The sequence below is a fragment of the Streptococcus mitis genome, from assembly GCF_001281025.1.
GTDB classification, from domain to species: domain Bacteria; phylum Bacillota; class Bacilli; order Lactobacillales; family Streptococcaceae; genus Streptococcus; species Streptococcus mitis_AK.
Genome location: NZ_CP012646.1, coordinates 779,961 through 801,056 on the forward strand (window position 1 = coordinate 779,961; position 21,096 = coordinate 801,056).

Sequence of the window (21,096 nt, forward strand, 5' to 3'; positions counted from 1 at the left end):
GAAAAGAGGTAAAACGAGGTATGGTTATGGAAGTAGTTCTTTACTCAACATTCCGAAATCATGTAAAAGACTACATGAAGAAGGTAAATGATGAATTTGAGCCTTTGACGGTGGTCAATAAAAATCCAGACGAGGACATTGTAGTACTTTCAAAGAGTGAGTGGGATAGTATTCAGGAAACCCTGAGAATTGCTCAAAATAAGGAACTTTCTGATAAGGTTTTGCGAGGAATGGCTCAAGTCCGTGCTGGAAGTACTCAGGTCCATGTTATTGAGGAGTGAGAAATGCTGCTCAAGTTTACAGAAGATGCCTGGGCTGATTATTGCTACTGGCAAACTCAGGATAAGAAAACCCTAAAAAGAATCAACATGCTAATCAAGGATATTCAACGCGATCCATTTACAGGAATAGGTAAGCCAGAACCACTCAAGTATGACTACCAAGGAGCCTGGTCACGTCGTATTGACGCAGAAAATCGCTTGATTTATATGATGGATGAAGATAGCGTGGCTTTCTTGTCTTTCAAAGATCATTACTAAGTCTACTGAAAGGTGGGATTTTTCTCAAATCTCTACTAAAACTAGGATTTTTAAGAAATAGAGATTACGCTAATAAATTATAGGTAATTAAACTCCAATTCCCCAAAACATATTCTATTTTAGGTTTGTGAAAATCACTTTTTTATGGTAGAATGTAAAAGAATGTATGTCATTCGGAATAACAATAAAATGAGGTAAAAACATGGAAATTATGTCGCTTGCAATTGCTGTTTTTGCCGTCATCATTGGTTTAGTCATTGGATATGTCAGCATCTCAGCTAAGATGAAATCATCTCAGGAAGCTGCGGAGTTGATGCTTTTAAATGCTGAACAAGAAGCAACTAATTTACGTGGACAAGCTGAGCGTGAAGCAGATTTACTTGTTAATGAAGCCAAGCGTGAAAGCAAGTCTCTTAAAAAAGAAGCACTATTGGAGGCCAAAGAAGAAGCCAGAAAATACCGTGAAGAAGTGGACGCTGAATTCAAATCAGAACGTCAGGAACTCAAACAAATCGAAAGTCGTTTGACAGAGAGAGCTACTAGCCTCGACCGTAAGGACGACAATTTGACGAGTAAAGAACAAACACTTGAACAAAAAGAACAAAGTATTTCTGATAGAGCGAAAAACCTTGATGCGCGTGAAGAGCAATTAGAGGAAGTCGAAAGACAAAAAGAAGCAGAGTTAGAGCGTATTGGTGCCCTGTCTCAGGCAGAAGCACGAGATATTATCTTGGCTCAGACAGAGGAAAACTTGACCAAGGAGATTGCCAGCCGTATTCGCGAAGCTGAGCAAGAGGTCAAGGAACGTTCTGACAAAATGGCCAAGGACATCTTGGTTCAAGCTATGCAACGTATCGCTGGTGAATATGTAGCGGAGTCAACAAACTCAACAGTTCATCTGCCAGATGATACTATGAAGGGACGCATTATTGGTCGTGAAGGTCGTAACATTCGTACCTTTGAAAGTTTGACAGGGGTTGATGTGATTATCGACGATACACCAGAAGTGGTGACCTTGTCAGGATTTGATCCGATTCGTCGTGAGATTGCCCGTATGACTATGGAAATGTTGCTCAAAGATGGTCGTATCCACCCAGCTCGTATCGAAGAGTTGGTTGAGAAAAACCGTCAAGAGATTGACAATAAGATCCGTGAATACGGTGAGGCAGCAGCCTATGAGATTGGTGCGCCAAACCTTCATCCAGACTTGATGAAGATTATGGGACGTTTGCAGTTCCGTACTTCTTATGGACAAAATGTCTTGCGTCATTCGATTGAAGTTGCTAAGTTGGCTGGTATCATGGCGAGTGAACTTGGTGAAAATGCGGCTCTTGCCCGTCGTGCTGGATTCCTTCACGATATCGGGAAAGCTATTGACCGCGAGGTTGAAGGTAGTCACGTTGAAATTGGTATGGAATTGGCTCGTAAGTACAAGGAGCATCCAGTTGTGGTCAATACGATTGCTAGTCACCACGGCGATGTCGAAGCTGAGAGCGTGATTGCAGTGATCGTCGCTGCAGCAGATGCCTTGAGCGCAGCCCGTCCAGGTGCTCGTAGTGAGTCTCTTGAAAGCTACATCAAGCGTCTTCATGATTTGGAAGAAATTGCTAACGGCTTTGAAGGAGTACAAACTAGCTTTGCCCTTCAAGCAGGACGTGAAATTCGTATCATGGTCAATCCAGGACAAATCAAGGACGACAAAGTCACAATCTTGGCTCACAAAGTTCGTGAGAAAATTGAAAACAATCTCGATTACCCAGGAAATATCAAGGTAACCGTGATTCGCGAGCTTCGTGCAGTAGATTATGCTAAATAAATAAGAAAGAGCAGTTGAAAAATTACTGCTTTTTTGTTACACTAGATAGAAAGACTGTAAAGGATAATCTGGCTTTTTGCCATTATTCTAGAGAAATGTTATTTCACAGACTGACTAAAAGGAGACACAATGGTAGACCGAGGCTTACTAATCGTTTTTTCTGGTCCTTCAGGGGTTGGAAAAGGAACGGTTAGAAGAGAGATTTTTGAGAGTTCTGAAAACCAATTTCAATACTCTGTATCGATGACGACACGCGCACAACGTCCTGGAGAAGTGGACGGTGTTGACTATTTCTTCCGCACTCGCGAAGAGTTTGAAGAGCTGATTCGTCAAGGACAGATGTTGGAATACGCGGAATATGTCGGCAACTACTATGGCACTCCTCTGACCTATGTCAATGAAACCTTGGACAAGGGAATCGATGTTTTCCTTGAAATTGAGGTTCAGGGTGCTCTTCAGGTCAAGAAAAAGGTTCCAGATGCTGTCTTTATCTTCCTGACACCACCAGATTTGGATGAATTGCAAGATCGTTTGGTAGGACGTGGAACAGATAGTGTAGAAGTGATTGCCCAACGAATCGAAAAAGCTAAGGAAGAAATTGCCCTCATGCGTGAGTATGATTATGCGATTGTTAACGATCAGGTGCCCCTAGCTGCTGAGCGTGTCAAACGTGTGATCGAAGCAGAACACTTCCGTGTGGATCGTGTCATTGGTCACTATCAGGAGATGTTACCAAAATCTCCAACTACCCGATAAAATTTAGAAAATAGGTACAAGCAAATGATGTTAAAACCCTCTATTGATACCTTGCTCGACAAGGTTCCTTCAAAATATTCACTCGTAATCTTGGAAGCAAAACGTGCCCACGAATTGGAAGCAGGTGCGCCAGCAACTCAAGGTTTCAAGTCTGAAAAATCAACTCTTCGCGCTTTAGAAGAAATCGAATCAGGAAACGTTACAATTCACCCAGATCCAGAAGGAAAACGTGAAGCAGTGCGTCGCCGTATCGAAGAAGAAAAACGCCGTAAAGAAGAAGAAGAAAAGAAAATCAAAGAGCAAATCGCTAAAGAAAAAGAAGATGGTGAAAAAATTTAAGGTTGGGGGGACTCAATCTTATTTTTTCTATTGCAAGAATGTACTGACAAGGAGGAGGTGAGAAGATGGCCATAGCCAAGATTATCGTAGATGTGCCTTTGATGCAGACGGACCAGCCCTATAGTTACAGGATTCCTAAGGAATTTGAGGGAATGCTAGAAGTTGGGATGCGGGTTCATGTGCCTTTTGGTAAGGGTAATCGCCTGATTCAAGGGATTGTTCTTGATTTGGATTCTCAATCAGCTGAAGAAGAGATAGAGCAAGATTTAAAAGATATTGTCGAGGTGTTGGATTTTTCTCCTGTTCTCACGCAAGAACAACTCTGGCTGGCTGAGGAGTTACGCAAATCTGTCTTCTCCTACAAAATCTCTATCCTCAAGGCTATGTTACCGGGATTTCTAAACTCCAGCTATGACAAGATTCTCTATCCTCTGGAAGGCCTAAGTCATGAAGACCGAGAGCGCTTGTTTGATTCAGAAGATTCACTTGCCTTTTCTTCTCTAGATTTAGGTAAGCAAGCTGAAATGATGCGATTGACTAGAAAAGGCTTGCTTGGGCTAGAATATCAGGCAATTGATCAAAAGAAGGTCAAGACCCAGTCTTGGTATGAGGTAGACCTTGTTCAGTTAGAAGGTGTAGAGATTTCTGCGCGCGCCAAAAAAAAATTGGAATTGAGAGACTATTTACTGTCTCATCCTGAGAGTGCTTCCTTGGCCAGTTTGTTAGAGTCCTACTCGCGGGAGCAAGTCAACTTCTTTGTGGAACAAGGTGCTGTTACCATAGTCCAAAAAGAAGTCCAACGCTCGGCTGCTTATTTTGAAGGAATTGAAGCAAGTCAGCCTTTGGAGTTGAATCCAGAGCAAAGACAGGCGCGTGATGCGGTTGTGAGTGCGATTGGCAGTCATCAACCTCCCTTTCTCCTTCAAGGGATTACAGGAAGTGGGAAGACAGAGGTTTATTTACAAATAATCCAAGGAGCCCTGGATAAGGGGAAAACAGCCATCTTGTTAGTGCCTGAGATTTCCTTGACTCCTCAGATGACGGAGCGTTTTATTGCTCGCTTTGGTGAGAAAGTGGCCATCCTTCACTCAGGCTTGTCTAATGGTGAAAAGTATGATGAATGGCGCAAGGTGGAACGCGGCGATGCCCAAGTTGTGGTTGGCGCCAGATCGGCCATCTTTGCTCCGCTGAAAAATCTAGGTGTTATGATTATCGATGAGGAGCACGAAGCGACTTATAAGCAAGACAGTAATCCCCGCTACCATGCTAGAGAGGTGGCTATTTTACGGGCTCAGTACAATCAAGCTGCCCTGGTACTTGGTTCAGCAACTCCTAGTTTGGAAAGCCGTGCGCGGGCTGGAAAAGGCGTTTATCAACATTTACGTCTGACCCAACGCGCCAATCCTTTAGCTAGGATCCCTGAGGTTCAAGTGATTGACTTTCGGGACTATATCGGACAAAACGAGACGTCAAACTTTACGCCTCCTTTGCTAGAAGCCATTCAAGACCGTCTGGCTAAAAAAGAACAGGTGGTTCTCATGCTCAATCGCCGTGGCTATTCTAGCTTTGTCATGTGTCGGGAGTGTGGGACGGTGGATACTTGTCCTAACTGTGACATTTCTCTAACCTTGCACATGGATACCAAGACCATGAACTGCCATTATTGTGGTTTTTCAAAGGACATTCCTCAGGTATGCCCTAACTGTAAGAGTCGCAGTATTCGTTACTATGGGACGGGGACACAGAAGGCTTATGACGAGCTGGCAGAACTCTTTCCTCAGGCCCGCATTTTGCGGATGGATGTAGATACGACGCGCAAGAAAGGAAGTCACCAAGCTCTGCTTGACCAGTTTGGGCGAGGAGAAGCGGATATCTTGCTGGGTACACAGATGATTGCTAAGGGCTTAGATTTTCCCAATGTAACCTTAGTCGGAGTGCTCAATGCGGATACGGCTTTAAATCTACCTGATTTCCGTTCTTCTGAAAGAACTTTCCAGCTCTTGACTCAGGTGGCGGGCCGTGCAGGTCGGGCTGAAAAAGCTGGTCAGGTCTTGATTCAGTCTTATAATCCGCAGCACTATGCTATTCGATTTGCCAAGGATCAGGATTACGAAGGCTTTTATGCCTATGAAATGGGAATCAGACGACAACTTGGTTATCCACCTTACTATTTCACCATTGGCATTACCCTTTCTCACAAGAAGGAAGAAGAGGTGATCAAACGTGCCTATGAAGTTATGAACATTTTGCGGTCAGGCTTGTCTGAAACCAGTAACATCCTTGGGCCGACGCCCAAACCCATCGCCCGTACCCACAACCTCTATCATTACCAGATTTTAATTAAATACCGTTTAGAAGATGAGCTGGGGCCGACCCTCAATCAGGTCTTGGCCTTGACTCAAAAACGGGAAAATAGTGAGCTCCGTCTCAGCATTGACCATGAGCCACAGCAATTTTTATAAGAAGGAGAAGATATGACAAAACTAATCTTTATGGGGACACCCGACTTTTCAGCAACAGTCTTAAAAGGACTTTTGACAGATGATCGTTACGAAATTCTAGCTGTTGTAACCCAGCCAGACCGTGCTGTTGGTCGTAAAAAAGTTATCCAAGAAACTCCAGTCAAACAGGCTGCCAAGGAAGCAGGGCTTCCTATTTATCAACCTGAAAAATTATCTGGAAGTCTAGAGATGGAAGCTATTATGAATTTAGGAGCAGATGGAATTGTGACTGCTGCTTTTGGGCAGTTTCTCCCAAGCAAACTCCTTGATAGCATGGACTTTGCGGTCAATGTTCACGCATCACTCCTTCCAAAACATCGTGGTGGTGCTCCAATCCATTATGCCTTGATTCAAGGGGATGATGAAGCTGGTGTGACCATTATGGAGATGGTTAAGGAAATGGATGCAGGAGATATGATTTCTCGTCGCAGTATTCCTATCACGGATGAGGATAATGTCGGTACCTTGTTTGAAAAATTGGCGCTAGTTGGTCGTGATTTGCTTTTGGACACTTTACCGGCTTATATTGCTGGTGACATCAAACCTGAACCGCAGGATCCAAGTCAGGTTACCTTCTCTCCCAATATCCAGCCAGAGGAAGAAAAATTAGATTGGACTAAAAGCAGTCGTCAACTATTCAACCAAATCCGTGGGATGAACCCCTGGCCTGTTGCCCATACTTTCCTTAAGGGTGACCGCTTTAAGATTTATGAAGCGCTACCAGTAGAAGGTCAGGGAAATCCAGGTGAGATCCTCTCTATCGGCAAGAAAGAATTGATTGTCGCAACGGCAGAAGGAGCTCTATCCTTCAAACAAGTGCAACCAGCTGGTAAGCCTAAGATGGATATTGCTTCCTTCCTCAATGGAGTTGGACGTACATTGACTGTAGGAGAACGATTTGGTGACTAAAGTAGAAACGGCTAGAAGTATAGCCCTAGTAGTATTAGAGGATGTCTTTATCAATCAAGCATACTCAAACATCGCTTTAAATAAGCATCTCAAAGGAAGTCAACTTTCTGCAGCAGACAAGGGTTTGGTGACCGAGCTGGTCTATGGAACGGTAGCCCGTAAACTGACTCTGGAATGGTACCTGTCCCACTTTATAGAAGACCGAGACCAGTTAGACAGCTGGCTTTATGTTCTGCTTCTAATGAGTGCCTACCAGCTCCGCTATCTGGACAAAATTCCAGACCATGCTGTGGTCAATGAAGCAGTGGAATTTGCCAAAGTCCGTAAAAAAGGCAGTGAAAAATTAGTCAACGCCGTCCTTCGTCGTATCCTACGTGAAGGCTGGCCAGATATTGCTAGCATCAAACGAAAAAACAAGCGTGATTCCATTGCCTATTCTCTCCCAGTTTGGCTAGTTGCCAAGCTCAAGGAAGAATACGGAGAGGAGCGAGCGCAAGCTATTTTTGAAAGTCTTTTGGTGCGCAACAAGGCCAGTATTCGTGTGACTGATTTAAACCGAAAAGAGGAAATCCAAACCTTGTTGGAGGCCAGTGCTTCACCTTTGTCTGTTTCTGGTCTGGTTAAGGAGCAAGGCCACTTTGCGGGACATGACCTATTTTCAGAGGGGGCTATTACTATCCAAGACGAGTCTAGTCAGCTGGTTGCTCCGACGCTTGATTTAAAAGGGCATGAGCAGGTTCTAGATGCCTGTGCTGCTCCGGGTGGGAAAACAGCCCATATAGCCTCTTATCTCACGACAGGTCAGGTTACTGCTCTGGACTTGTACGACCATAAGTTGGACTTAATTCAAGAAAACGCCCAACGTCTAGGGGTTGCAGATCGGATTCAAAGGCAAAAATTGGATGCCAGAAAGGTACATGAGTTTTTTGGTCAGGATTCTTTTGATAAGATTTTGGTGGATGCTCCCTGTTCAGGAATCGGTCTTCTGCGCCGAAAACCAGACATCAAATACAATAAAGAAACGGCAGATTTCGCGTCCTTGCAGGAAATTCAGCTAGAAATATTAGGTAGTGTTTGTCAAACACTACGCAAAGGTGGTATAATAACTTATAGTACCTGTACTATTGTCTCAGAGGAGAACTTTCAAGTCGTACAGGCATTTTTAGAAAGTCATCCTGAATTTGAGCAGGTAACACTAGAACATGAATGTAAGGATATCATGAAAGATGGCTGTATCCTCATTACACCTGAATTGTATGGAAGTGATGGATTCTTCATCAGTCAATTTCGCAAGATATCGGATTAGGAAGGAACTGACACATGGAAATTTCATTATTAACAGATGTTGGTCAGAAACGAACAAATAACCAAGACTATGTCAACCACTATGTCAATAGAGCTGGACGTACCATGATTATCCTAGCTGATGGTATGGGAGGTCATCGTGCGGGGAATATCGCTAGTGAGATGGCGGTAACAGACCTAGGTGTAGCTTGGGTAGATACTCAAATCGATACGGTTAATGAAGTACGTGAATGGTTTGCTAACAACCTTGAGATTGAAAATCAAAAGATTAACCAATTGGGACAAGATGAAGCCTATAAAGGAATGGGAACAACTCTCGAGGCTGTTGCTATTATTGGCAATCAGGCTATCTATGCCCACATTGGGGATTCTCGTATCGGTTTGATTCGTGGAGAAGAATACCACCAGTTAACAAGCGACCATTCTTTGGTCAATGAATTGCTCAAGGCTGGTCAATTGACACCTGAAGAAGCAGCTAGCCACCCACAGAAAAATATTATTACCCAGTCAATTGGTCAAAAAGACGAAATTCAGCCTGATTTTGGAATGATTACCCTTGCGACAGGAGATTATCTCCTACTTAATAGCGATGGATTAACCAACATGATTTCAGGCAGTGAGATTTGTGATATTGTAACCAGTGATATTCCTTTGGCAGATAAAACAGCGACGCTCGTGCGTTTTGCTAACAATGCAGGAGGTTTAGACAATATTACGGTTGCCCTTGTTTCTATGAACGAGGAGGATGAAGAATGATCCAAATCGGCAAGATTTTTGCCGGGCGGTATCGGATTATCAAACAAATTGGTCGAGGAGGCATGGCAGATGTATACTTGGCCAAGGATTTGATTCTAGACGGGGAAGAAGTGGCAGTAAAGGTCCTGAGGACCAACTACCAAACAGATCCCATTGCAGTGGCTCGTTTTCAGCGTGAAGCGAGAGCCATGGCAGATCTGGACCATCCTCATATCGTTCGGATTACAGATATTGGTGAGGAAGACGGTCAACAGTACTTAGCTATGGAGTACGTAGCAGGACTTGACCTCAAACGCTATATCAAGGAACACCATCCTCTTTCAAATGAAGAAGCGGTCCGAATCATGGGACAAATCCTCTTGGCTATGCGCTTAGCCCATACTAGAGGCATTGTTCACCGCGATTTGAAACCTCAAAATATCCTCTTGACACCAGATGGGACTGCCAAAGTCACAGATTTTGGGATTGCGGTAGCCTTTGCTGAGACGAGTCTGACTCAGACCAACTCTATGCTGGGCTCGGTTCATTACTTGTCACCAGAGCAGGCGCGTGGTTCTAAAGCGACTGTACAGAGTGATATCTATGCCATGGGGATCATCTTTTATGAGATGTTGACAGGACATATCCCTTACGATGGGGATAGTGCAGTGACCATCGCCCTCCAGCATTTCCAGAAACCATTGCCATCGGTTATAGCTGAGAATCCATCTGTGCCTCAGGCTTTAGAGAATGTTGTCATCAAGGCAACTGCCAAGAAATTGACAGATCGTTATCAGTCAGTTGCAGAGATGTATGTGGACTTGTCTAGTAGTTTGTCTTATAATCGTCGCAATGAGCCTAAATTGGTGTTTAATGATACCACTAAGGCTGACACCAAGACTCTTCCTAAAGTTCCACAAAGTACCTTGACTTCGATTCCTAAGGTGCAAACACAAAGTCCAAAGCCACAGACTGCGAAGCCGAGTCAGCAGGCTTCAGAGGACAATTACGCAACCAAGCCTGTTAAGAAACGGAAATTTAGAGTTCGCTATATGATTTTGTTGGCCAGCATTGTATTGGTGGCAGCTTCTCTTATTTGGATACTATCCAGAACTCCTGCAACAATTGCCATTCCAAATGTGGCAGGTCAGACAGTGGCGGAAGCCAAGGAAACCCTCAAGAAAGCCAATTTTGAGATTGGCGAGGAGAAATCAGAGGCTAGTGAAAAGGTGGAAGAAGGGCGGATTATCCGTACAGATCCTGACGCTGGAACTGGTCGAAAAGAAGGAACGAAAATCAATTTGGTTGTCTCATCAGGCAAGCAATCTTTCCAATTGAGCAATTATATCGGCCGTAAATCGACCGATGTTATCGCAGAGCTCAAGCAGAAGAAGGTACCTGAAAATCTCATCAAGATAGAGGAAGAAGAATCAAGCGAGAGTGAAGAAGGAACAGTTCTTAGACAGAGCCCGTCTGCTGGAACAACTTATGATTTGAGTAAGGCCTCAACAATTACTTTAACTATTGCTAAGAAAGTAACAAGTGTTGCTATGCCAAGTTATATAGGATCTAGTCTTGAATTTACTAAAAATAATCTCGTTCAAATTGTCGGTATTAAAGAAGCCAACATTGAAGTTGTAGAAGTTACCACAGCTCCTTCCGGAACTGCTGAAGGTACCGTTGTTGAACAGAGTCCAAGAGCAGGTGAAAAGGTAGATTTGAATAAGACACGCATCAAGATTTCAATTTACAAACCGAAAACACCGCCGTCAACATCATCATCAGCACCAGCCCAACGTGGAAACCAAGGTTCTACTACAACACCAAGTCAGGGGAACCAGCAAGGAAATCAACGAGGAGATACTCATTCTACTAATCAATCAAGTAGTGAGGGAAGCCACGAAAATTCACGTAATTAAATGAATCTTTGTCATGATTTCATGGCAAAGATTTTTTTTGAGTCCGGATTTGTGATAGAATAGAAGGAGTTGATAAAAGGAGGAAAGCATGGAAGAATCAAGAGAATTAAATGCCGTCATCGATGTGATTATGTTAGCTGGAACCATTCTTCTCAAAAGTGGCTCAGAGATTCATCGTGTAGAAGATACCATGATTCGGATTGCGCATTCGCAGGGGATTGTGGATTGCAATGTTCTTGCCATGCCTGCTGCCATCTTTTTCTCCATTGAAAATACCAATATTTCGCGAATGAAACGCGTGACCTCATCTTCTTATAACATCGAAAAAGTCTGCGATGTCAACCAGATTTCTCGTCAGCTGGTTGGGGGGCAAATTGATTTAGAAACAGCCTTCAAGCAATTGACGGCTTTGCAAGCCCAACCTCTTCCTTATACCAAGTTGCAGGTGACTCTGGCTGCGACCTTTAGTGCTCCTTTCTTTTCAATTATGTTTAGTGGAAATATCTACGACGCACTCGGGGCAGGAGTGGCTACCTTATTTGGTTTTGCCTTTTCCCTCTATGTGGAAAAGTTTATCCGAATTCCCTTTGTAACAGCCTTTGCTGGAGCTTTTGTCTTTGGGATGATAGCTCAGTTTTGGGCGCGCTACACAGGCTTTCCCTCAACGGCAGATTTGATTATAGCTGGTGCGGTCATGCCTTTTGTACCAGGAATTGCCTTGACCAATGCGGTCCGTGATATTATGACTAACCACATAAACTCTGGTATGAGCAAGATGTTTGAATCCCTGCTCATCACCCTTGCTTTAGGGGCAGGAACTTCTGTCGCCTTGGTATTGATGAATTGATATGACACTAACAACCTTTTTATTACAAGCAGTAGCAAGTCTTCTTGCTATAATCACTTTTTTAATCGTACTCAATGTTCAACGTTCTATGCTCTTACCAGGAGGAATTTTGGGCATGGCTGTCTGGCTGATTTATCTCTTGCTTAAAGAACCGACCAATGTCATCGTAGCCACCTTCATTGCGGCTATTATCGGTTCTTGTATCAGCCAGATTTTAAGTATTCTTTATAAGACTCCTGCTGTGGTCTTTATCTTGGCCATCTTGGCACCTCTGGTTCCGGGTTATCTTTCCTATCGGACAACTGCCTTTTTTGTGACAGGGGATTACAATCATGCCATTGCGAGTGCTACCTTGGTTGTCATGTTGGCTCTGGTAATCTCTATTGGAATGGCTAGTGGAACAGTAATTCTCAGATTTTATTCCTACTTAAGAAAACAGCATAAAAGTTAGAATAATAAGCGACTTGATTTGGTGAATCAAGTCTTTTTTCTCTCTTTTACTGCCATTTGTGATAAAATAGTATAGAACGATTTTTTACAATGAATGATAAAACAGAGGTAAATATGACAATCGGTATTGATAAGATTGGTTTTGCGACCAGTCAATATGTCTTGAAATTACAAGACTTAGCAGAAGCGAGGGGAATTGACCCTGAAAAATTAAGCAAAGGACTCTTACTCAAGGAGTTGAGTATTGCGCCCCTAACTGAGGATATCGTGACCTTGGCAGCCAGTGCAAGTGATTCTATTTTAACTGAGCAAGAAAGATCAGAAATTGATATGGTCATTGTGGCTACTGAGTCAGGAATTGACCAAAGTAAAGCTGCGGCCGTCTTTGTGCATGGTTTGCTGGGCATCCAGCCCTTTGCTCGTAGTTTCGAGATTAAAGAAGCTTGCTATGGAGCGACAGCTGCCCTTCATTATGCCAAATTGCATGTGGAAAATTCTCCAGAGTCCAAGGTCTTGGTCATTGCCAGTGATATTGCCAAATATGGAATTGAAACTCCAGGAGAACCAACTCAGGGTGCTGGAAGTGTGGCTATGTTGATTACACAAAATCCACGCATTATGGCCTTTAATAATGACAATGTGGCTCAGACCCGTGATATCATGGATTTCTGGCGTCCAAATTACTCGACAACACCTTATGTAAATGGTGTCTATTCTACCCAACAATATTTGGATAGTTTGAAAACGACTTGGCTTGAATACCAAAAACGCTACCAGCTTACTTTGGATGATTTTGCAGCTGTTTGCTTCCACTTGCCTTATCCTAAATTAGCGCTAAAAGGCTTGAAAAAAATCATGGATAAGAGCCTGCCTCAAGAGAAAAAAGACCTCTTGCAAAACCACTTTGACCAGTCTATTCTCTACAGTCAAAAGGTGGGGAATATCTACACTGGTTCCCTCTTCCTTGGACTTTTGTCTCTCTTGGAAAATACAGATAGCTTGAAGGCTGGGGATAAAATTGCCCTTTATAGTTACGGAAGTGGTGCTGTGGCTGAGTTCTTCAGTGGTGAATTGGTTGAAGGATATGAAGCTTATCTGGATAAAGGCCGTTTGAACAAGCTCAACCAACGAACTGCCTTGTCTGTTGCTGACTATGAAAAAGTCTTCTTTGAGGAAGTAGACTTAGATGAAACAAATTCTGCCCAGTTTGCTGGCTATGAAAATCAAGATTTTGCCTTGGTTGAAATTGTTGACCACCAACGCCGTTATAGCAAGGTTGAAAAATAATGAAGATAAGTTGGAATGGATTTTCTAAAAAATCATACCAAGAGCGCCTTGAGCTGTTAAAAGCTCAGGCGCTCCTTAGTCCTGAAAAACAAACCAGTCTGGAGCAGGATGAACAAATTAGCGTGACTGTCGCAGACCAGCTGAGTGAGAATGTGGTGGGAACTTTTTCTTTACCTTATTCGCTGGTCCCAGAGGTCCTCGTCAACGGTCAGGAATACACAGTTCCCTATGTGACAGAAGAACCGTCCGTGGTTGCTGCGGCCAGCTATGCAAGTAAAATCATCAAGCGAGCAGGCGGTTTTACTGCTCAAGTTCATGAGCGCCAGATGATTGGGCAGGTAGCCCTTTATCAAGTTGCTAATCCTGAACAAGCGCAAGAGAAAATTGCCAGCAAGAAAGCCGAACTCTTGGAACTTGCCAATCAAGCCTATCCTTCTATCGTTAAACGTGGAGGTGGGGCGCGTGATTTGCATGTAGAACAGATAAAAGGCGAAACAGACTTCCTTGTTGTTTATCTCCATGTTGATACCCAAGAAGCCATGGGAGCCAATATGCTCAACACCATGCTGGAAGCCTTGAAACCAGTCTTAGAAGAACTCAGTCAGGGACAGAGTCTTATGGGAATCCTGTCTAATTACGCGACCGATTCTCTGGTGACTGCAAGCTGTCGTATCGCCTTTCGATACTTGAGCCGCCAAAAGGATCAAGGACGAGAAATTGCGGAGAAGATAGCCTTGGCTAGTCAGTTTGCGCAGGCTGATCCTTACCGAGCTGCTACTCATAATAAAGGGATTTTTAATGGTATAGATGCCATTTTAATAGCCACTGGTAATGACTGGCGTGCCATTGAGGCAGGGGCCCATGCTTTTGCCAGTCGAGATGGACGCTACCAAGGTCTTAGTCGCTGGACACTGGACCTTGAAAGAGAAGAATTGGTCGGTGAGATGACCCTGCCCATGCCTGTAGCGACCAAGGGTGGCTCTATCGGTCTCAACCCTCGTGTAGCCATCAGTCATGAATTACTGGGAAATCCTTCTGCCAAAGAATTAGCCCAGATTATCGTGTCTATCGGGCTTGCCCAAAACTTTGCGGCCCTCAAAGCCTTGGTGAGTACGGGTATTCAGCAGGGACATATGAAATTGCAGGCCAAATCCTTGGCACTTCTCGCAGGTGCTAGTGAATCCGAGGTAGCTCCCCTAGTCGAGCGCCTCATCGCAGATAAAACCTTTAACTTAGAGACTGCCCAGCGTTATCTAGAAAACTTAAGATCATAAAAAAACTCAGACGAATTGGTCTGAGTTTTCTTGTGTTTAAATACTTTTTCCTGGTAATAGAGTAACTGGTAAGAAGTAACCAGTTGTTGCGACTTCTTTGCCTTCGATTTTTTGCAAGAGGAGGTCAACGGTAAGGCAGGCAATCTCTTCCAAAGGTTGCTTAATAGTAGCCAGTTGAGGGTAGTAATTCTCGATAAAGTAGGTCCCATCATAGCCGATGATTTTAAGCTCTTCTGGTACAGAAATTCCCAGTTCCTGAGCAATTTTAATGACTAGAATAGCGGTCAAATCATCCGAAGCAAAGATGGCATCTGGTTTTTGATGAGTCAAGATATTCTTGATTTCCATTTCTTTTCTGACGGGAGAAAAGTCACTGGAAACATTGATAATAGGAGCTTTGGGGAGTACAGAAGCAAAACCAGCGTGGCGCAGTCCAGTTGGCGAATTGGAATTGTCATTCCCTGTAATCATGATGATAGATTGGGCGCCTGTCTTAACCAAGGTCTGGGCAGCAAGAACCCCACCAGCATAGTTGTCAGAGGAGACGACTGGGATGTCTGGCGATAGGTTTCGGTCAAAGGAAATAATCGGCGCCGTCACGCGATTGTAGTCTTCGATTCCCAAGTTGTGACTACCAGAAATGATGCCGTCTACCTGATTGGCTTCCAACATTTCTATGTATTCGCGTTCCTTCTCAGAGTCGTGTTCGCTGTTGCAGATGATGGTCTTGTAACCATTTTTAAAGAGTTGGTGTTCCAGCTTATCAATCAATTCTGCATAGAAAACATTGGAAATATTTGGGAAAATCAAACCGATTAACTTAGCTGATTTTCCTTGTAGACTGCGAGCTAGGTTGTTGGGTTTATAGCCCAGTTCTCGCATGGCTTCATTTACCTTTTGAATGGTTTTTTCAGATAGATACCCTTTTTTATTGATAACCCGAGAAACGGTAGTAGGGCTGACGCCTGCAAGTTTGGCGACATCAGTTAGTTTTGCGACCATAATCTAATTCATAGTAAGTTCCAGTTGGGTTTCCAGATTTAATCAGGATACCATTTTGGTCCTCATGTGGGAAGACACGACCAGAAAATACTTTTTCTCCTTTATTGATGAAAATTTCAAAGACAGAGTTATCGATGAAAATCGTAGCAGTAGTAGCCTGATTCTCGATAGGGCAAGAACGAGTAGTTCCAAATTCTTGGGCATACTGTTCTCCAGCCTGGCTACGATCCACTGTCACTTGACCATTTACAAGGTCAAAGTTGATGGAAAGTCCTTTGCCTTCTTTATCAGCTAGTAAGACAATCTCGCTCTGGCTATTAGCTTCCAAGCTGAGTTCAAGTTCGTAAGTGTTCTTAGTTTGGACACGATTTGAGAAGGCTTCTTCAGAGGCACGAAGGTCCTTGACAGCTGCGACTGGGAATTGGTAGAGTTTGCCGTCTTTGATAATCAGTTCCTTGACCAAAGAGAAGGTTCCTTGGTGGTCAAAACGATCAGATGGATATGAAACATCAGGCAAGCCAAGCCAGCTAACAGCTAGAGCACGTCCATCAGGAGCGTTGAAGGCTTGAGTTGCATAGGCTTCGAAACCATAGTCCATGTTTTGAAGTTGAGATACATCTACCATTTTAGCATTTTCAGGGTTAAAGGAAGCCCCAATTTTATACATATTTGGATAGATATTATCGTAGTCTAGAACATCTTTATCCAATCCTTGTGGGCAGTAGAGAAGGACAGGTTGCTCGCCTACAAAGACCAGGTTTGGACATTCCATCATGTAGGCAGTGCGGTCGTTAGCAAAGTCAAGGTCGCCAACAGCTTGCCAGTTTGTGTAGTCATTGTCAATAGCTTTGTAGAGACGGACGAAGCCTTTTTTCTCCAAGTCCTGTCCACCGACGATGGCATAATATTGCCCCTTGAAGTTAAAAATTTGCGGATCGCGGAAGTGGTCTGTAGAGTCTGCTGGCTGGTCAATCAAGATCTTGTCAATCTTCGTAATATTGCCATCCTTATCCATCAAAGCCCCAATCTGGTATGGGTGACGGATCCAGTTTTCGTCGCGAACATTTCCTGTATAGAATAGGAACAAGTTATCACCAAACTGCATGGCAGAACCAGAGTAGGCACCGTGGCTATCTAATGGAGTATCAGGCAAAACTTTGGCACCAGTTTCTGTGAAGTGAACCAAGTCCTCGCTTTCCAATTGAACCCAAGATTTCAAACCGTGGGCTGCACCAAAAGGAAAGTTTTGATAAAAAACAATCCACTTCCCATCAAAGTAAGAAAAGCCATTTGGGTCGTTTAGAAGTCCTGTTTTTGGCTCAACATGGTAATGAGTATGCCATGGAGATTGTGCCATATTTTCCTTTATATGTTGAATTTCTTCTTGCGTCCAATCTTGATAAAGTCTGTAACGATGCTCAGTTGTCCATTCCATTCATTCATTCCTCCAAAAATCTTATCACTTTTAATAGTAACCGTTTTCGGTTAAAAAAGCAAGTCTTTTATGTTAAAAAAGAGAAAAAACTGTCAAACGTTTATCACAAAACAAAACCAGAAAATCAATCAACTTTTCAAGAAAATATGAAAGATAATGAAATAAAAGCCTTTTTAACCAAGGGTTCAAACTTATTTTTTCAAGAGATGTCTGTTAAAACAGTCAAAAACAATCAATCTGAAACGTGTCTACTAAGTGGATAGAATATTTTTTCTGCAAAACGCTTGACATATTTCTAAAACATGATAAAATAATAGTCGTAAGGGCGAATAAAATCGCTTTCAAACAATAACGAAATTTTATATAAGGAGATTTTTGCAAATGAACAATCAGGAAATTGCAAAAAAAGTCATCGATGCCTTGGGCGGACGTGAAAATGTCAACAGTGTTGCCCACTGTGCGACTCGTCTTCGTGTCATGGTCAAAGATGAAGGAAAAATCAATAAAGAAGTGATTGAGAACTTGGAAAAAGTTCAAGGTGCGTTCTTTAACTCAGGTCAATACCAAATCATCTTTGGTACAGGTACAGTTAACAAAATGTACGATGAAGTTGTTGCACTTGGTTTGCCAACATCATCTAAAGATGACATGAAAGCAGAAGCTGCTAAACAAGGGAACTGGTTCCAACGTGCTATCCGTACTTTCGGTGACGTTTTCGTTCCAATCATCCCAGTTATCGTAGCGACAGGTCTCTTCATGGGTGTGCGTGGTCTCTTGACTGCTCTTGGAATGACACTTCCAGCTGATGTGACAACTTACACTCAAATCTTGACAGATACAGCCTTTATCATCTTGCCAGGTTTGGTTGTGTGGTCAACCTTCCGTGTATTCGGTGGAAATCCAGCCGTTGGTATTGTTCTTGGTATGATGCTTGTTTCTGGCTCACTTCCAAACGCTTGGGCAGTCGCTTCAGGTGGTGAAGTAACAGCTATGAACTTCTTTGGTTTCATCCCTGTTGTTGGTTTGCAAGGTTCAGTTCTTCCAGCCTTCATCATCGGGGTTGTCGGAGCTAAATTTGAAAAAGCTGTCCGCAAGGTTGTTCCAGATGTGATTGACCTCTTAGTAACGCCATTCGTGACACTTTTGGTTATGTCTATCCTTGGACTCTTTGTCATCGGACCAGTCTTCCACGTCGTTGAAAACTACATCCTTATCGCTACAAAAGCGATCCTCAGCTTGCCATTTGGTCTTGGTGGTTTCTTGATCGGTGGGGTTCACCAATTGATCGTCGTGTCAGGTGTGCACCACATCTTCAACTTGCTTGAAGTTCAATTGCTTGCTGCTGACCATGCTAACCCATTTAACGCGATCATCACAGCTGCTATGACAGCTCAAGGTGCTGCGACTGTTGCGGTTGGTGTTAAAACTAAAAATCCAAAACTGAAAACACTTGCTTTCCCAGCTGCTCTTTCTGCCTTCCTAGGTATTACAGAGCCTGCTATCTTCGGGGTGAACTTGCGCTTCCGTAAACCATTCTTCCTTTCATTGATTGCTGGTGCAATCGGTGGTGGATTGGCTTCAATCCTTGGACTTGCTGCTACTGGTAGTGGTATCACTATCATCCCTGGTACAATGCTTTATGCAGGTAATGGACAACTTCCACTATATCTTCTTATGGTAGCTGTATCATTTGTCCTTGGTTTTGCCCTTACTTACATGTTTGGTTACGAAGATGAAGTAGAGGCAACTGCATCTGCAAAACAAGCTGAAGTTGCTGAAGCAAAAGAAGAAGTTGCGCCAGCATCTCTTCAAAATGAAACACTTGTAACTCCTATCGTTGGTGATGTTGTCGCTCTTGCTGATGTCAATGACCCAGTCTTCTCAAGTGGAGCTATGGGGCAAGGTATCGCTGTGAAACCAAGCCAAGGTGTGGTATATGCACCAGCTGATGCTGAAGTTTCAATTGCCTTTCCAACAGGACACGCTTTTGGTTTGAAAACAACTGATGGTGCTGAAGTCTTGATCCACGTTGGTATCGACACTGTAACAATGAACGGTGAAGGTTTTGAAGCAAAAGTTGCTCAAGGTGACAAGGTTAAAGCTGGCGATGTTCTTGGAACATTTGACTCAAATAAAATCGCTGCAGCTGGACTTGATGATACAACAATGGTTATCGTTACAAATACAGCTGACTACGCTTCAGTAGCTCCAGTCGCAACAGGTTCAGTTGCGAAGGGGGATGCTGTGATCGAAGTGAAAATCTAATCAATCCTCTCTAATGTGAAAACGAACAAATGACATGTTTGTTCGTTTTTGCTTGAATGGTAAGATTTACAGAGGAAAATCTAAAAAATAGAGAAATTTAGACTTTCGAAATATGCTATAATAAAGAAAATAAAAACAAGAGGTTTATCATGACAAAATTATATGGAAGCTTGGAAGCGGGCGGTACAAAGTTTGTCTGTGCTGTCGGTGATGAAAACTTTAACGTTGTAGAAAAAACACAATTTCCAACAACAACTCCAATCGAAACAATCGATAAAACCATCAAGTTCTTCTCAAAATTCGATAATCTTGCTGGTCTTGCAGTTGGTTCATTTGGTCCAATTGATATTGACAAAAATTCAAAAACCTATGGCTTTATCACAACGACTCCAAAACCAAACTGGGCAAATGTGGACTTGCTTGGTGCCCTTCGTCGCGCTTTAAACGTACCAATGTACTTCACTACAGACGTAAACAGCTCTGCCTATGGTGAAGTGGTTGCCCGTAACAATGCTGGCGGTCGTATCGAAAACTTGGTTTACTACACAATCGGTACAGGTATCGGTGCAGGTGTCATCCAACGTGGTGAGTTTATCGGTGGTGCGGGTCACCCTGAAATGGGCCACTACTATGTGGCGAAACACCCAATGGATATTGAAAAAGAATTCAACGGTGTTTGTCCATTCCACAAAGGCTGCTTGGAAGGCTTTGCGGCTGGACCAAGTTTGGAAGCTCGTACAGGTATTCGTGGTGAAAACATTGAACTTAACAGCTCTGTCTGGGATGTTCAAGCCTACTACATCGCTCAAGCTGCAGTCAATGCGACAGTGACTTTCCGCCCAGATGTGATCGTCTTTGGTGGTGGGGTCATGGCTCAACAACACATGCTGGACCGTGTCCGTGAGAAATTTACAGCTCTTCTCAATGGCTACCTTCCAGTACCAGATGTGCGTGACTATATCGTGACTCCAGCAGTCGCAGGGAATGGTTCTGCCACACTTGGGAACTTTGTCCTTGCAAAAGAAGTTTCAAAATAAACCACAAAATCCGCTTGGGAAACCAAACGGATTTTTTATGTGTCAAAGCATTTGCCAGAAAAAGTCAATAATATAGGTCAGACCGTAGGTATAAACCACGAGGGTAAAGGGTTTGGTCAGAATGATGATGGTCATATAGCGCTTGAAGCTCATCTTGGTCAAGGCAGCCAGCATACAGAGAAAGTCAGCAGGGCTAACAGGCCAAATCATCATAAAGATAAAGAAACGGTCAAAACGATTGCCCTTATCTAGCCAGCCGATATACTTGTCATAGGTGCGCTTGCTGACGACAGACTGGACAAATGCGGCCCCATAGAGGCGCACCAGATAAAAGATAATGGCACAGCCAATCACGATGCCGATATAGTTGTAGATAGTCCCGATGATGTGCCCGTAAATAAAGACCCCAGCCACCGAGGTCAAGGCCCCAGGAATGATAGGTACGACCGTCTGTAAAATCTGTAAAAAGATAAAGAGAGGTGGCCCCCAGATACCTGCCTGCTGGATAAAGGCAGAGAGGGTTTCCTTAGACTGTAAAACCCCAGCTTGATAAGCCCAAATACAGAAAATCAAACTCCCAACCCCACCAACAATCGATGAGATATTGATAACTTGCTGCAGAAGGGGAGATACAGCTTTCATTTGTTTATCCTGTGACATGTAAACTCCTCATAGATAGT

General features: G+C 43.4%; 19 protein-coding genes. 16 read left to right on the forward strand and 3 right to left on the reverse strand.

The window, feature by feature from the left end; translation table 11 throughout:
* Window positions 1-26: 26 nt before the first annotated feature.
* From RN80_RS03985 to RN80_RS04050, 14 genes are all read left to right on the forward strand, one after another.
* Entirely contained in the window at window positions 27-281 is a 255-nt protein-coding gene (locus tag RN80_RS03985) for a type II toxin-antitoxin system Phd/YefM family antitoxin (protein ID WP_172672630.1), read from the forward strand.
* Window positions 282-284: 3 nt separating this feature from the next.
* Window positions 285-539 carry a Txe/YoeB family addiction module toxin gene (locus tag RN80_RS03990; RefSeq protein WP_060627665.1) on the forward strand — a complete coding sequence of 85 codons (255 nt, stop codon included), beginning with the start codon at window positions 285-287 and terminating at the stop codon, window positions 537-539.
* 202 nt (window positions 540-741) lie between these two features.
* On the forward strand, window positions 742-2,355 hold the full coding sequence (locus RN80_RS03995) for a ribonuclease Y (protein WP_000404936.1): 1,614 nt from the start codon (window positions 742-744) through the stop codon (window positions 2,353-2,355).
* A gap of 129 nt (window positions 2,356-2,484) precedes the next feature.
* Window positions 2,485-3,111: a guanylate kinase gene (gmk, locus tag RN80_RS04000; RefSeq protein ID WP_060627666.1), complete on the forward strand. Its 627-nt coding sequence runs from the start codon at window positions 2,485-2,487 to the stop codon at window positions 3,109-3,111.
* A gap of 24 nt (window positions 3,112-3,135) precedes the next feature.
* Window positions 3,136-3,450 carry a DNA-directed RNA polymerase subunit omega gene (rpoZ, locus tag RN80_RS04005; protein ID WP_000979235.1) on the forward strand — a complete coding sequence of 105 codons (315 nt, stop codon included), beginning with the start codon at window positions 3,136-3,138 and terminating at the stop codon, window positions 3,448-3,450.
* Between the two features lie 65 nt (window positions 3,451-3,515).
* A complete protein-coding gene (locus RN80_RS04010) occupies window positions 3,516-5,912 on the forward strand; it encodes a primosomal protein N' (protein ID WP_060627667.1) in 2,397 nt (798 codons plus the stop codon).
* 12 nt (window positions 5,913-5,924) lie between these two features.
* Entirely contained in the window at window positions 5,925-6,860 is a 936-nt protein-coding gene (fmt, locus tag RN80_RS04015) for a methionyl-tRNA formyltransferase (protein ID WP_060627669.1), read from the forward strand.
* Window positions 6,853-8,166: a 16S rRNA (cytosine(967)-C(5))-methyltransferase RsmB gene (rsmB, locus tag RN80_RS04020; protein ID WP_060628752.1), complete on the forward strand. Its 1,314-nt coding sequence runs from the start codon at window positions 6,853-6,855 to the stop codon at window positions 8,164-8,166. The genes fmt and rsmB overlap by 8 nt, the downstream gene beginning before the upstream one ends.
* A gap of 14 nt (window positions 8,167-8,180) precedes the next feature.
* A complete protein-coding gene (locus RN80_RS04025) occupies window positions 8,181-8,921 on the forward strand; it encodes a Stp1/IreP family PP2C-type Ser/Thr phosphatase (RefSeq protein WP_000406255.1) in 741 nt (246 codons plus the stop codon).
* Complete coding sequence (gene pknB, locus RN80_RS04030; protein WP_060627670.1) at window positions 8,918-10,819, forward strand: Stk1 family PASTA domain-containing Ser/Thr kinase; 1,902 nt, start codon at window positions 8,918-8,920, stop codon at window positions 10,817-10,819. The genes RN80_RS04025 and pknB overlap by 4 nt, the downstream gene beginning before the upstream one ends.
* An 88-nt stretch (window positions 10,820-10,907) precedes the next feature.
* Window positions 10,908-11,666, forward strand: coding sequence for a threonine/serine exporter family protein (locus RN80_RS04035; protein WP_023946522.1), 759 nt, complete (start codon window positions 10,908-10,910; stop codon window positions 11,664-11,666).
* Window position 11,667: 1 nt separating this feature from the next.
* The gene (locus tag RN80_RS04040) at window positions 11,668-12,117 is read left to right on the forward strand and encodes a threonine/serine exporter family protein (protein ID WP_060627672.1); all 450 of its coding nucleotides are present in this window, start codon (window positions 11,668-11,670) and stop codon (window positions 12,115-12,117) included.
* A 113-nt stretch (window positions 12,118-12,230) separates the two neighbouring features.
* On the forward strand, window positions 12,231-13,403 hold the full coding sequence (locus tag RN80_RS04045; protein WP_060627674.1) for a hydroxymethylglutaryl-CoA synthase: 1,173 nt from the start codon (window positions 12,231-12,233) through the stop codon (window positions 13,401-13,403).
* Window positions 13,403-14,677, forward strand: a complete 1,275-nt coding sequence (locus RN80_RS04050) for a hydroxymethylglutaryl-CoA reductase, degradative (protein ID WP_060627676.1) — start codon at window positions 13,403-13,405, stop codon at window positions 14,675-14,677. Before RN80_RS04045 ends, RN80_RS04050 begins: the two co-directional genes overlap by 1 nt.
* Window positions 14,678-14,713: 36 nt before the next feature.
* Here RN80_RS04050 and RN80_RS04055 read toward each other — a convergent pair whose 3' ends face one another.
* Window positions 14,714-15,679, reverse strand: a complete 966-nt coding sequence (locus tag RN80_RS04055) for a LacI family DNA-binding transcriptional regulator (protein ID WP_060627678.1) — start codon at window positions 15,677-15,679, stop codon at window positions 14,714-14,716.
* Window positions 15,660-17,114: a sucrose-6-phosphate hydrolase gene (locus RN80_RS04060; protein ID WP_060627680.1), complete on the reverse strand. Its 1,455-nt coding sequence runs from the start codon at window positions 17,112-17,114 to the stop codon at window positions 15,660-15,662. The genes RN80_RS04055 and RN80_RS04060 overlap by 20 nt, the downstream gene beginning before the upstream one ends.
* A 381-nt stretch (window positions 17,115-17,495) precedes the next feature.
* Here RN80_RS04060 and RN80_RS04070 point away from each other — a divergent pair, with 381 nt between their 5' ends.
* Complete coding sequence (locus RN80_RS04070) at window positions 17,496-19,379, forward strand: sucrose-specific PTS transporter subunit IIBC (RefSeq protein ID WP_060627681.1); 1,884 nt, start codon at window positions 17,496-17,498, stop codon at window positions 19,377-19,379.
* 149 nt (window positions 19,380-19,528) lie between these two features.
* Window positions 19,529-20,416: a fructokinase ScrK gene (gene scrK / locus RN80_RS04075; RefSeq protein ID WP_060627683.1), complete on the forward strand. Its 888-nt coding sequence runs from the start codon at window positions 19,529-19,531 to the stop codon at window positions 20,414-20,416.
* A gap of 42 nt (window positions 20,417-20,458) precedes the next feature.
* Here the strand turns inward: scrK and RN80_RS04080 are convergent, their stop codons facing one another.
* On the reverse strand, window positions 20,459-21,076 hold the full coding sequence (locus tag RN80_RS04080) for a TVP38/TMEM64 family protein (RefSeq protein WP_060627685.1): 618 nt from the start codon (window positions 21,074-21,076) through the stop codon (window positions 20,459-20,461).
* Window positions 21,077-21,096: the final 20 nt, after the last annotated feature.